Source organism: Paraburkholderia sp. BCC1884, from assembly GCF_900996225.1.
Taxonomy (GTDB): domain Bacteria; phylum Pseudomonadota; class Gammaproteobacteria; order Burkholderiales; family Burkholderiaceae; genus Paraburkholderia.
On sequence record NZ_CAAJGL010000090.1, the window covers coordinates 330,162 to 342,332 of the forward strand.

Consider the following 12,171-nt stretch of genomic DNA (forward strand, 5'->3'; position numbering starts at 1 on the left):
AGGCTGGCCGGCAGACCGACAGGGCGGCGGCCTGCTTCCATGTCCGTACGGCGTGACCGTCGACAGCTACGGCTGTCGACATCGAAACCACATTCCATGAGAAGAAATCGTATGGCTTTGCGTCGCGTCGCAACGGCGCTGCTGGTGGCTGGATTGATCACCGCGCAGACAGCACAGGCACAGGTGACACTCAACTTCGTCAATGCCGACATCGATCAGGTGGCCAGGGCAATTGGCGCCGCGACCGGCAAAACGATCATCGTCGACCCGCGTGTCAAGGGTCAATTGAACCTCGTGTCGGAAAACGCAGTACCTGAGGATCAGGCGCTGAAGACCTTGCAATCGGCCTTGCGCATGCAGGGCTTCGCGCTGGTCCAGGACCATGGTGTATTGAAGGTGGTGCCGGAAGCCGACGCCAAGCTGCAAGGCGTGCCGACCTACGTCGGCAACACGCCGGTTGCACGCGGCGACCAGGTGGTCACGCAAGTGTTCGTGCTGAAGAACGAGTCGGCCAACAACCTGCTGCCGGTGCTGCGTCCGCTGATCTCGCCGAACAATACAGTGGCCGCCTACCCGGCCAACAACACGATCGTCGTCACGGATTACGCCGACAACGTGCGGCGTATTGCGCAGATCATCGCGGGCGTGGATACGGCCGCGGGCCAGTCGGTCTCGGTGGTGCCGTTGAAGAACGCGAACGCGATCGACATTGCCGCGCAACTGACCAAGATGCTCGATCCGGGCGCGATCGGCAGCACCGACGCGACCCTGAAAGTGTCGATCACCGCCGACCCGCGCACCAACGCGCTGCTGATCCGCGCCTCGAACGGCGCGCGGCTGGCGGCGGCCAAGCAGTTGGCCAAAGAGCTCGACGCGCCGACCACCATGCCCGGCAACATTCACGTCGTGCCGCTGCGTAACGCGGACGCGACCAAACTCGCCAAGACCTTGCGCGGCATGCTCGGCAAGGGCGGCGATACCGGCTCGTCGGGCGGCTCGAACGACGCGAACTCGTTCAACCAGAACGGTGGTGGCAGTGGCGGCGGCCTGGGCAGCAATTCGACGGGCTCGTCCGGCACGCCGCCACTTCCGTCGGGCAGCCTCGGCAGCAGTTCGATGGCTTCGCCGATGGGCGGTAGCGGCGCGGGCGGTTCGAACGGCGGCGCAGGTAACAGCGGCCTGCTGGGCGGCGACAAGGACAAGGGCGACGACAATCAGCCTGGCGGCATGATCCAGGCGGACTCGGCCACCAACTCGCTGATCATCACGGCGTCCGACCCGGTCTATCGCAATCTGCGCGCGGTGATCGAACAACTCGACGCGCGACGCGCCCAGGTCTACATCGAGGCGCTGATCGTCGAGCTGAACTCGAACACGAATGCCAACCTCGGCATTCAGTGGCAGGTCGCGAACAACTCGATCTACGCGGGCACCAATCTGGCGACCGGCTCCGGCAACAGCATCGTCAACCTGACGGCCGCAGCCGCGGCGAACGTGGCCACGGGCGGTCTGGCCAGCGCGGTGGGAGGCGGCGCTCTTCAGCAGGGCTTGAACGTCGGCTGGATTCACAACATTTTCGGCGTGCAGGGACTCGGTGCGCTGCTGCAAGCGTTGTCGCAGACCGCCGACGCAAACGTGCTCTCCACGCCTAACCTGATTACGCTCGACAACGAAGAAGCCAAGATCGTCGTCGGGACGAACGTGCCGATCCAGACCGGTTCGTATTCGAATCTGACGAGCAGTACCGCGACCTCGGCGTTCAATACTTATGACCGCGTCGACGTGGGCCTGACGCTGCACGTCAAGCCGCAGATCACCGACGGCGGCATTCTCAAGCTGCAGCTGTACACGGAAGACTCGGCGATCGTGAACGGCACGACCAACGCGACGACCAACCCGGCCGGCCCCGAATTCACCAAGCGTTCGATCCAGTCGACCGTGCTCGCCGACGACGGCGAGATCATCGTGCTGGGCGGCCTGATGCAGGACAACTATCAGGTCAGCAACAGCAAGGTGCCGCTGCTGGGCGACATTCCGTGGATCGGCCAGCTGTTCCGCTCGGAACAGAAGACCCGCAACAAAACCAACCTGATGGTGTTCCTGCGCCCGGTGATCCTCAACGATCGCAGCACCACGCAGGCCGTGACGTCGAACCGTTACGACTACATCCAGGGTGTGCAAGGCGCGTACAAGCAGGACAACAACCTCATCAAGGACAACGACGACCCGGTGATGCCGCCGATGCCGATCGGTCCGAGCCAGGGCGGTTCGCCGGCGATGAACCTGTTCGATCTCGACCAGATGCGCCGTCAGCAGATGACGCGTCCGCCGGTCGTCCTGCCGGCGCCGGCCAATGGCGGTGCGGTGCAGACCAATCCGGTGCCGTCGAACAATGGCGCGGTGACCACCAATCCGGTGCAGGCGTATCCCGTGCCGGGTAATAACGGCGCGGTGCAAACCAGCCCGACGCCGTCTACCGCGGCGCCTGGAGTGCGGCCGTGAGCACGCCGTCCACGCCGCCGTCAGCTTCGGCATCGCCGGCAGCGGCGCGTGCCGCCGCATCGACCCAGGCGGCGACGCAAGCTGGAGCGACGTCGCCGGCTGGCGCGGTCGAACGCATTGCGCCGTCAGCCGTCGCCGCGCGTCTCGTGCCCTATGGCTTTGCCCGCAGCGGTCAGATCCTGATCGCGCATCAGCATGCCGACAGCCTCGAAGTCTGGATCAGCGAACGCACCAGCGACGCCGCGCTCGCGGAAGTCGCGCGTAACTTCGGCGCGTTGTCGGTGCTGCGCGTGCCTGCTGACGAACTCGCCCAGGCGATCAATCAGGCGTATGCGCGCCAGGACGGCAGCGCTGCGCAAGTGGTGGGTGAAGTGGAAGGCGAAGTCGATCTGTCGCGGCTGATGCAGGACATTCCCGAGGTCGAGGATCTGCTCGAGTCGGAAGACGACGCGCCGATCATCCGCATGATCAACGCGCTGCTTACGCAAGCGGCGCGCGAACAGGCGTCGGATATTCACATCGAGCCGTTCGAGAACGCCTCCGTGGTGCGCTTCCGGGTGGACGGCACCTTGCGCGATGTCGTGCGGCCGAAGAAAGCGCTGCATGGCGCGCTGATCTCGCGGATCAAGATCATGGCGCAGCTCGATATCGCCGAGAAGCGTCTGCCGCAGGATGGCCGGATCACGCTGCGCGTCGGTGGCCGTCCGGTCGACGTGCGGGTGTCGACGCTGCCGACCGGTCATGGCGAACGCGCGGTGCTGCGTCTGCTGGAAAAAGACGCGTCGCGCCTGAACCTCGAAGCGCTCGGCATGGGCGCGGACACGCTCGTCAAGTTCGACAAGCTGATCGGCAAGCCGCACGGCATCGTGCTGGTGACCGGCCCGACCGGTTCCGGTAAAACGACCACGCTGTATGCGGCGATGTCGCGTCTGGAGACGGCGACCACCAACATCATGACGGTCGAAGATCCGATCGAATACGACCTGTCCGGCATCGGCCAGACGCAGGTCAACGAGCGGATCGGCATGACCTTCGCGCGGGCGCTGCGCTCGATTCTGCGGCAGGACCCGGACATCATCATGATCGGTGAAATCCGCGACCTCGAAACCGCGCAGATCGCCGTGCAGGCATCGCTCACGGGTCACCTCGTGCTGGCGACGCTGCACACCAACGACGCCGCATCCGCCGTGACGCGTTTGACCGACATGGGCGTCGAGCCGTATCTGCTGGCCTCGTCGCTGCTCGGCGTGCTGGCGCAGCGGCTCGTGCGGCGTCTGTGTCCGGTGTGCCGCGAAGAGCGTGTCGAAGAAGACGGCACGGTGCGCTGGCATCCGGTCGGTTGCGACAGGTGCGGGCAATCGGGTTATGCGGGACGGCGCGGCGTGTACGAACTGCTGTTGATCGACGACGGCATCCGCGCGTTGGTCCACCGCAATGCATCCGACGCGGAGATTCTCACCGCAGGCCGCGCGCAAGGTATGCGCACGCTGCGTGAAGATGCGGACCGTTGGCTCGAATCGGGGCTGACGTCGCTCGAAGAAGTGATCCGCGTGACGGGCGGAGCATAAAAGCATGCCGGCATTTCGTTTCGAAGCGATCGACGCGGCGGGCAAGGCGCAAAAAGGCGTGCTCGACGCGGACAGTGCGCGCGGCGCGCGGACCAATCTGCGCTCGCAAGGACTGACGCCGCTGGTCGTCGAACCCGCGGCGACGCGCACGCGCGGTGAACGCAATCAGCGTCTGTCGCTCGGGCGGCGTCTGTCGCAGCGCGAGCAGGCCATTCTCACGCGACAACTCGCGAGTCTGCTGATCGCCGGCTTGCCGCTCGACGAAGCGCTGGCTGTGCTCACCGAGCAATCGGAGCGCGATTACATTCGCGAACTGATGGCGTCGATTCGCGCGGAAGTGCTTGGCGGCCATTCGCTCGCCAATGCGCTGACGCAGCATCCGAAAGACTTCCCCGAGATTTATCGCGCGCTGGTCGCGGCCGGCGAACATACCGGCAAGCTCGGTCTCGTGCTCTCGCGTCTTGCCGACTACATCGAGCAACGCAATGCGCTAAAGCAGAAGATCGTGCTCGCCTTCACGTATCCGGCGATCGTCACGCTCATCGCGTTCGGCATCGTCACGTTCCTGTTGAGCTATGTGGTGCCGCAGGTAGTGAACGTGTTCGCCAGCACCAAGCAGCAACTGCCCTTTCTCACCATCGTGATGATGGCCTTGTCGGGTTTCGTGCGGCACTGGTGGTGGGCGATGCTGATCGGTGTGGTGGTGCTGGTGTATCTGGTGCGCTCGATTCTCAGGCAGACCGGACCGCGCCTTGCCTTCGACCGCTGGATTCTGACTGCCCCACTGCTCGGCAAACTGGTGCGCGGATATAACACGGTGCGCTTCGCCAGCACGCTGGGCATTCTGACGGCAGCGGGCGTGCCGATTTTGCGCGCCTTGCAGGCCGCCGCCGAAACGCTCAGCAACAACGCGATGCGCGAGAACATCGACGATGCGATCGTGCGGGTTCGCGAAGGCACGTCCTTGTCGCGAGCGCTGGGCAATACCAAGACCTTTCCGCCGGTGCTGGTGCACCTGATCCGCTCAGGCGAAGCGACTGGCGACGTCACGACCATGCTCGACCGCGCAGCCGACGGCGAGGCACGCGAGCTGGAGCGTCGCACGATGTTTCTGACGAGCCTGCTCGAACCGTTGCTGATTCTGGCGATGGGGGGTGTGGTGCTGGTGATCGTGCTGGCAGTGATGCTGCCGATCATCGAGTTGAACAACCTGGTGCAGTAAAGCTGAGAAAGTCTGAGTGACGAAGGCCGCCGTAGCGACCTTCGTTTTAGCGTACGTAAATGGTGGGGCCTGCGGGATTGGCCGGCAGGAACACTTCGGAATGCGCGCCGTTGCGGTCGATGATGATCGAGCGGGGGCGGACTTCGGAAAGCTTGGCGCCTTGCATGAGCGCGCTGCCGAGTGAGACGGCATGCGGCGGTTCGCCGCCGACGCTGACGATCGCCGCCGCGCCTTCGCGCAAAGCAAGGATGCCGAACAGATGCACGTCCTGGTTGGCGCTGCGTGTGAGCTGACCACCGAACAGCGTGGCGGCCTGGTCGGTCGACACCTGCGCGTGGGCTGCAGCCGCGGGCAACGGCGCACCGGACATCGTGCTGAGCGTGATGACCCAGTAGGTCAGCGTCGCGCAGAACACGGCAAACAGCGCGAGCGACAGAAGGCGGATTTGGATGGCGTTCATGCGTACATTGTACGGACTATTGTGAAAATTGCGTTGGGTTGAAACCCTTCAACACCATGACATTAAAATGACCGGCCAGGCGGAATCGATGGCACTCTGATTGCCCATCCGAGCATCCCGCGCTGGTGCAAATTTTCACCTGAATTCACCTGAAAAGAGGTAGCAAGCTATGCAACTGTCGACCACACGCCGCAGCGATATCGCGGGTCCGCGCAGCCGTCGTCAACGCGGTTTCACGCTGATTGAAATCATGGTCGTGATCGCGATTCTGGGCATTCTGGCCGCTTTGATCGTGCCGAAGATCATGAGCCGCCCGGATGAAGCACGACGCGTCGCTGCCAAGCAGGATATCGGCACGGTGATGCAGGCCTTGAAGCTGTACCGTCTCGACAATGGCCGTTATCCGACTCAGGAGCAAGGCTTGCGTGCGCTGATCGAAAAGCCGTCGACCGATCCGGTACCGAACAACTGGAAGGACGGCGGTTATCTCGAGCGTCTGCCGAACGATCCGTGGGGCAATGCCTATCAGTATCTGAACCCGGGCGTGCATGGCGACATCGATATATTCAGCTACGGCGCGGACGGCAAACCCGGCGGCGAAGGCAACGACGCCGATGTGGGCTCATGGCAATAGGCGCCTCGCTTGTCGCGCCGAAAGAAGCTTCTGTGATGTCGAGTTGATCGTTCGTGGCCCGCACTATGCGACTGTCCGCTAGCAAGTCCGTTGTGGACACGCCGTGTACGGCGTCTGTGCCGCATGCGGTGCGGAGCCGCGCGCGCGCGCGCGGCAGGTCGACGAAAGGACGCGTCCGCGCGGCCGGTTTCACGCTGCTGGAAATGATGGTGGTGCTGGTGATTGCGGGCATCCTGGTGTCCCTCACCGCGTTGACGATGACGCGCAACCCGCGCACCGATCTGAACGAAGAAGCGCAACGTCTTGCGCTGCTGTTCGAATCGGCCGGCGACGAAGCGCAGGTGCGCGCGCGGCCGATTGCGTGGCAACCGCTCGACGGCGGCTTCCGATTCGACATGCGTACCGAAGACGGCTGGCGTCCGTTGCGCGACGATCTGCTCGGACCGCGTCAATGGGAAGGCGGCGTGACGGGCGTGACGATCAATTATCCCGGCTCGGATGCGCATCCGAGCCGCATCGTCTTCGGTACCGAGGCGATCGACGTGCCCGTACGGATCACGCTGTTTTCGGCGGCCGGGAGCGCGACGATCGTCAGCACCGGCAATGGCCGCTACGAGGTGCACTGAGATGCGTCGTTGCAAGAACGGGGTGGCGCGCGGTTCACAGCGCGGTTTTACAATGATCGAAGTGCTGGTGGCGCTGGCGATCATCGCGATTGCGCTGGCGGCGTCGTTGCGTGCGGTGGGCAGTCTGGCAAATGGCGAAGCGGATTTGCATCGGCGCTTGCTGGCCGGCTGGAGCGCGGACAACGCGCTGGCGCAATTGCATCTCACGCATGGCTGGCCGAACGTGGGCTCGACGAGCTTCGACTGCTCGCAGGGCAACCTGCAATTGATCTGTACCGAACATGTGACGGCGACGCCGAATCCGGTGTTTCGTCGAGTGGAAGTGATGGTGGCGATGCCCGGGCGGTCCGGCAATCTCGCGCAGATGGTGACGGTGGTGGCGAATGAAAACAACCGTTCGCTCTGAGCGCCGCGGCCGATCGGGCGCGCGTGGTTTCACGCTGATTGAATTGCTGGTGGCGATTGCGATCATGGCGGTGATTGCGGTGCTGTCGTGGCGCGGGCTCGACCAGATCATTCGCGGGCGGCAGACCATCACGAACGCGATGGAGGACGAGCGCGTCTTTGCGCAACTCTTCGATCAGATGCGGATCGACGCGCGCCAGGCCGCGACCGACGATGAATCGGGTCAGGCGGCGGTGTCGGTGTCGGGCAGCGTGTTGCAGATCGTGCGGCAGGTGAATGTGCCGGGGAGCGCGCCGCGTCTGGAAGTGGTCCGGTATCGGGTGTCTGGGGGACGCGTGACGCGGTATGCGTCGCCGCCGTTGGGGACTGTCGGTGACTTGCGCGCAGCGTTGCGCGGTGGCGAAGGCGATGGATGGAGTGCGGTGCCCTTGATGGGCGGTGTTGGGTCGATTTCGGCGCGGATGTATGTGCCGAAGGTCGGTTGGACTACGCAGATGAACGACGTGCAGAGTGCGATCACGGAGGCTGATAATAATCTCAAGGTCCCTCAGCTAGGGAGTGCGCCGCTGCCGCGCTCGGTGACGGGGCTCGAAGTCAGTGTCGGGGCGACGTCGCTGGCGCGGCCGGTGGTGCGGGTTTTTCTCGTCGGAGAATGAAATGAGGGTTTCTTTTTTGTCTCCGCGGTGCCCGTTTGCTATTTTTCTTCTGGGATTTGGCCTTTCCTTGAAGTCATGGTGGTCTGTTAGCGTTCCTCCTGTGCAGGGGGGCACTCACTTTCCTGGCCGCCGTAAAGAAAGTAAGCAAAGAAAGCGGGCTTACACCGCCAGCCCCCAAAAAAGGTCCAAAACCGAAAGCGGCGCAGCCATCATCAGCGCCCTGCTAGTCGTCGCCCTGTCAGCAATCCTGGTAGCCGGCATGCTCTGGCGTCAGCAAGTCCAAATCCGCCGGATCGAAAACCAACGCCTTCTCTCCCAGGCGCAATGGGTCTCACGCGGCGCCCTCGACTGGACTCGCCTGATCCTTCGATCCGAAGGCGATACCTCCGCCGGCATCACCTACCTGGGCGGCCTGTGGGGCGTACCCATCGCCAAAACACGACTGTCGGATTTCCTCGGCCAAATCGGTGAAGTCCGCGCCGAACAAGGCGCCGCCACCTATCTGTCAGGCTCGATCGAAGACGCCCAGGCCAAATTCAATCTCCGTAACCTGGTGTCCAGCCCCGCCCCAGGCGTCATGCAGCTGAACCTCGAACAGATCGGCGATTATCAAAGGTTGCTCGTCTCGCTCGGCATCAACAGCCAGCTAGCGAAAACCACCGCCGTTCAGATCCGCGACAGCCTCGCGCAATCGGCCACCCGCTTCCAGACCGTCACGTCGACCACCGGCGCCGCACCGACCCAGCCGATTCAGGGCGGCGCCACCGGCGGCAGCTTCACCAATAAACCCGGCATCGAAGATGGCGACGACAGCGCGGCGCGCGCCCCGCTGCAAATGACCAGTGTCGATTCACTACTCGATATCCCCGGTTACACGCCCGAAATCGTCGCGCAGTTGCGCCCCTTCGTGATCATCCTGCCGACCGTCACCGCCATCAACATGAATACCGCCTCCGCCGAAGTGGTCGCGGCCGTCGTGCCGGGTATGAATCTGTCGGCGGCGCAAGGCTTCGTCGCGCGGCGGCAAACCGTGTTTTTCCGGAACTCCGGCGACGTGCTGCTGGCGTTGCGCGGCGCCGGTGTGCAGTCGGTGTCGATCGACCCGAGCGAGTTCGACGTCAACACCAGTTATTTCCTGATCCACGGCCGCGTGCAGCATGAACGCGCCGAAGTCGACCGGACAACGCTCGTCTATCGCGATGCAATGACTCACACTACGCGTATCGTGCGGGTACAAGACCAACTATGAATAACGCCTATCCCAGAGAGAGTGGCCTTTGAGCACGCTGATCGTCCTACTGCCGCCGCGTGACCCGGCGGTGCCATCGCAGGAATGGCAACTGCCGGAGCTGCCGTTCGTGCTGCTCGACAAGTCGGGCCGCACCCAGCGCGCCGGGCGTGCGGCGCTCGCGCTGTTGCCGCGCGCCACGTCGACGGTGCTGATGGTCGCCGCCCGCGACCTGCTGATGATGCCCGCCAAGCTGCCGCCGCTGCGCGGCCCACGGCTGCGGCAGGCGTTGCCCAATATCGTCGAGGATCAGCTGATCCAGGATCCGCAGACCTGTCACATCGCCGTCGATCCGCAACCGGTCGCCGGCGGTCGGCAGTTGCTCGCGATCATCGACCGCGGCTGGTTCCGTTTTATCTGCGAAGCTTTCACGAACGCCGGTCATCGCAGCCTGCGCGCCGTGCCGGTCACGCGCTGCCTGCCGCAGGCGATCGCGCTCGAGACGCCCGCCGAAGTCGCCGAAATGGTCAATGCGGGCGAACCGGTGATGGCGGGCTCCGCCAGCGTCGCGACCTCGCTGCCGGGCGTCGCGCCGGTGGTCGCACCGGGCCTGGCGTCAGTGGTGCCGATGGTGGCGGCCGTGCTCGGCGCCGTGGTTCAGACCGCACCGGCGATGCTGCTCGAAAGCGTGGTCGACAGCGCGGCGGACAGAACGGTGCCACGCGTGGAACTGGCGATCGCACGCGGCGTGCAGGGCGAAGGCCTGGCGGTGCCGGCCAATGCGGTGAACGCGACGCTCGGCGCACTCGCCGGCGCGGCGCCAGTGTCGCTCTACATGCTCACCGAAGTGCCCGGCAATGAGCCGAGCCTCGGGGCAGGCAGCCCGGCGCGGCTGGCCGCGCATATCCACGGCGCCAGTCCTTTGCCGTTCGAACAGCTGGCGCGCCGCGCGCTGGAGTGTCGCTTCGACCTGTGTCAGTTCGAGTTCGCCTCGCAGCCGTGGCGGCTCGACCGCGCGACGTTGCGCCGATTGCGCCTGCCGGTGTTGCTGGGCGTGGCCGCAATCGTAATCGCGATCGTCGGCATGAACGTGCAGTGGCTGATGCTCTCGCGCGAACGCGATGCCATCAACACGCAGATGACCGAACTGCTGCTCAACACCTTCCCGAAGACGACGGTCGTGCTCGATGCGCCCGATCAGATGTCGCGCCAGTTGCAGCAGTTGCGCGTGGCGGCGGGAGAACTGTCGCCCGACGACTTCCTTGCGCTCGCCGATGGTCTTGCGCGTTCGCTCGCGCCGCTGCCGGTCAACGGCATCGCCGCGCTCGACTATCAGGACCGGCGCCTCGGTGTGAATTTCAAGCCCGAAGTGAAAGTCGACCCGGACTTCGCCAAGCGCCTCGCGCGCAACGGTTTGAGCGGCTCGATCGATAGCAACACCGGCAAGTGGATCATCAGGAACGGACAATGAAAGCCGAACTCGCACAAACATGGGCCGGATTCTGGGACCAGCGCACCGAGCGCGAAAAATCCATCCTGACCTACGGTGGCGCCGTACTCGCCGTCGTGATCGCGTGGACGGTGCTATGGGCGCCGGCGCAGGAAGGCCGTGCGCATCTGCGTGAATCGCTGCCGAGCCTGCAGCGCCAACTGGCGCAGATGACGGCGCAGGCAAACGAAGCGCGTCAGCTGTCGGCGGCGGCGCAAGGCGTTGCGCCGACTGGCGCAGCGTTGAAAGACGCGCTCACCGCTTCGCTCACCGATCACGGTATGGCCGCGGTGCAGGTGCAGGTCATCGGCAACGCGGTGCAGATCCAGTTGAAGAACGCCTCGTTCCCGACGTGGACCCGCTGGGTCGACGACGCGCGCAAGCAGTTCAAGGTGCAGGTCGCCGAGGCGCATGTCACTGCGCTCAAGGACGACGGCCAAGTGGATCTGACGGCGTCGTTGCAGCCGTCGACCGCCAAATGACCGCGTCGGCACGGGATCTCGCATGACTTACTGGATGCGGCGCCTGCGCGTCGCGCTTCCCTGGCTGGCGGTCGCGGTGCTGTCGGCTGCGGCTGTGATGCTCACGTTGTTGCCGGCAGCCTGGATCACGCCGCAGTTCGCCCGCCAGACCAACGGCCACGTCAATCTGGTCGACCCGTCCGGTTCGCTGTGGCACGGCTCGGCCACGTTGATGCTGGCGGCCGGCGCGGACATGAGCGCCGCTACCCTGCTGCCCGGACGGATCGAATGGCATACGGCGTTCTGGCCGCTCTTCATCGGCCGGGTGCGCATGACCATGCTGCAGAGCGAGGCGATGCCCGACTCGATCACCGTCGACGCGACGCCGCGCAGCGCTACGGTCACGCCCGGCACGATCGCCGTGCCGGCTTCGCTACTGAGCGGATTGGGCGCACCCTTCAACACGCTCGATCTGCAGGGCGATGTGCGGCTGTCGTGGTCGGATTGGCGCAGCTTCAACCGCGAGGCGTTCGGGCAACTGAACGTCACGCTGAACGACGTCAGTTCGCGGGTCTCGGTGGTCAAGCCGCTGGGCTCGTATCGTTTGATGTTTCAGGCGGAGGGCGCGTCGTCCACGCTCAATCTGACCACGCTGAAGGGGCCGCTGATGTTGAGCGGCAACGGCACGGTGTCGGCGGCGATGACATCGTTTCACGGCTCGGCCAGCGCCGCGCCCGAAGCGCGCGACAACCTCGCGGGGCTGTTGAATCTGTTGGGACGACCCAGCGGACCGGATACGGTGGCATTGGCTTTCGTGCACTGACCGTCCGCCCGACTCCCGAAGCGTGAGTGATGGAAAAAAGGCCTGGTCGCGTCACGCGGCCAGGCCTTTTTTGTTTTGCGTCGAGCGCTTTGGGCGC

At 64.5% G+C, this 12,171-nt stretch carries 12 protein-coding genes; 11 read left to right on the forward strand and 1 reads right to left on the reverse strand.

Annotation, left to right across the window (positions count from 1 at the left end):
* The first annotated feature begins 111 nt into the window (after nucleotides 1–111).
* From gspD to gspF, 3 genes are read left to right on the forward strand one after another with little or no spacing between them, the layout of a single operon-like run.
* The gene (gene gspD / locus FQ705_RS20335) at nucleotides 112–2,502 is read left to right on the forward strand and encodes a type II secretion system secretin GspD (protein ID WP_144143848.1); all 2,391 of its coding nucleotides are present in this window, start codon (nucleotides 112–114) and stop codon (nucleotides 2,500–2,502) included.
* Nucleotides 2,499–4,070: a type II secretion system ATPase GspE gene (gene gspE / locus FQ705_RS20340; RefSeq protein WP_144143849.1), complete on the forward strand. Its 1,572-nt coding sequence runs from the start codon at nucleotides 2,499–2,501 to the stop codon at nucleotides 4,068–4,070. Before gspD ends, gspE begins: the two co-directional genes overlap by 4 nt.
* Nucleotides 4,071–4,074: 4 nt before the next feature.
* On the forward strand, nucleotides 4,075–5,292 hold the full coding sequence (gspF, locus tag FQ705_RS20345) for a type II secretion system inner membrane protein GspF (RefSeq protein WP_144143850.1): 1,218 nt from the start codon (nucleotides 4,075–4,077) through the stop codon (nucleotides 5,290–5,292).
* A 46-nt stretch (nucleotides 5,293–5,338) separates the two neighbouring features.
* On the opposite strand, the gene FQ705_RS20350 is transcribed toward gspF, so the two are convergent.
* Nucleotides 5,339–5,752 (reverse strand): type II secretion system protein N, encoded by a 414-nt coding sequence (locus FQ705_RS20350; protein ID WP_144143851.1) that lies wholly within the window; start codon nucleotides 5,750–5,752, stop codon nucleotides 5,339–5,341.
* Nucleotides 5,753–5,921: 169 nt separating this feature from the next.
* Here FQ705_RS20350 and gspG point away from each other — a divergent pair, with 169 nt between their 5' ends.
* The 8 genes from gspG to FQ705_RS20390 all read left to right on the forward strand — a co-directional run bounded on the left by gspG (nucleotide 5,922) and on the right by FQ705_RS20390 (nucleotide 12,074).
* The gene (gspG, locus tag FQ705_RS20355; protein ID WP_144143852.1) at nucleotides 5,922–6,386 is read left to right on the forward strand and encodes a type II secretion system major pseudopilin GspG; all 465 of its coding nucleotides are present in this window, start codon (nucleotides 5,922–5,924) and stop codon (nucleotides 6,384–6,386) included.
* Between the two features lie 65 nt (nucleotides 6,387–6,451).
* Nucleotides 6,452–7,012 (forward strand): GspH/FimT family pseudopilin, encoded by a 561-nt coding sequence (locus tag FQ705_RS20360; protein ID WP_144143853.1) that lies wholly within the window; start codon nucleotides 6,452–6,454, stop codon nucleotides 7,010–7,012.
* 1 nt (nucleotide 7,013) lies between these two features.
* Nucleotides 7,014–7,418 (forward strand): type II secretion system minor pseudopilin GspI, encoded by a 405-nt coding sequence (gene gspI / locus FQ705_RS20365; protein WP_144143854.1) that lies wholly within the window; start codon nucleotides 7,014–7,016, stop codon nucleotides 7,416–7,418.
* A complete protein-coding gene (locus FQ705_RS20370; protein WP_144143855.1) occupies nucleotides 7,396–8,073 on the forward strand; it encodes a type II secretion system protein J in 678 nt (225 codons plus the stop codon). Before gspI ends, FQ705_RS20370 begins: the two co-directional genes overlap by 23 nt.
* A 1-nt stretch (nucleotide 8,074) precedes the next feature.
* Nucleotides 8,075–9,322, forward strand: a complete 1,248-nt coding sequence (gene gspK / locus FQ705_RS20375) for a type II secretion system minor pseudopilin GspK (RefSeq protein WP_260854579.1) — start codon at nucleotides 8,075–8,077, stop codon at nucleotides 9,320–9,322.
* A 28-nt stretch (nucleotides 9,323–9,350) separates the two neighbouring features.
* Nucleotides 9,351–10,772: a type II secretion system protein GspL gene (gspL, locus tag FQ705_RS20380; protein ID WP_144143856.1), complete on the forward strand. Its 1,422-nt coding sequence runs from the start codon at nucleotides 9,351–9,353 to the stop codon at nucleotides 10,770–10,772.
* Nucleotides 10,769–11,272 carry a type II secretion system protein M gene (locus FQ705_RS20385; protein ID WP_144143857.1) on the forward strand — a complete coding sequence of 168 codons (504 nt, stop codon included), beginning with the start codon at nucleotides 10,769–10,771 and terminating at the stop codon, nucleotides 11,270–11,272. Before gspL ends, FQ705_RS20385 begins: the two co-directional genes overlap by 4 nt.
* A 22-nt stretch (nucleotides 11,273–11,294) precedes the next feature.
* The gene (locus FQ705_RS20390) at nucleotides 11,295–12,074 is read left to right on the forward strand and encodes a type II secretion system protein N (protein ID WP_144143858.1); all 780 of its coding nucleotides are present in this window, start codon (nucleotides 11,295–11,297) and stop codon (nucleotides 12,072–12,074) included.
* Nucleotides 12,075–12,171: the final 97 nt, after the last annotated feature.

Bases quoted from the DNA above. Each gene is read 5' to 3' on its own strand.
- gspD (WP_144143848.1), top strand. From the start codon at position 112: ATGGCTTTGCGTCGCGTCGCAACGGCGCTGCTGGTGGCTGGATTGATC.
- gspF (WP_144143850.1), top strand. From the start codon at position 4,075: ATGCCGGCATTTCGTTTCGAAGCGATCGACGCGGCGGGCAAGGCGCAA.
- FQ705_RS20350 (WP_144143851.1), bottom strand. From the start codon at position 5,752: ATGAACGCCATCCAAATCCGCCTTCTGTCGCTCGCGCTGTTTGCCGTG.
- gspG (WP_144143852.1), top strand. From the start codon at position 5,922: ATGCAACTGTCGACCACACGCCGCAGCGATATCGCGGGTCCGCGCAGC.
- FQ705_RS20360 (WP_144143853.1), top strand. From the start codon at position 6,452: ATGCGACTGTCCGCTAGCAAGTCCGTTGTGGACACGCCGTGTACGGCG.
- gspI (WP_144143854.1), top strand. From the start codon at position 7,014: ATGCGTCGTTGCAAGAACGGGGTGGCGCGCGGTTCACAGCGCGGTTTT.
- FQ705_RS20370 (WP_144143855.1), top strand. From the start codon at position 7,396: ATGAAAACAACCGTTCGCTCTGAGCGCCGCGGCCGATCGGGCGCGCGT.
- gspK (WP_260854579.1), top strand. From the start codon at position 8,075: ATGAGGGTTTCTTTTTTGTCTCCGCGGTGCCCGTTTGCTATTTTTCTT.
- FQ705_RS20385 (WP_144143857.1), top strand. From the start codon at position 10,769: ATGAAAGCCGAACTCGCACAAACATGGGCCGGATTCTGGGACCAGCGC.
- FQ705_RS20390 (WP_144143858.1), top strand. From the start codon at position 11,295: ATGACTTACTGGATGCGGCGCCTGCGCGTCGCGCTTCCCTGGCTGGCG.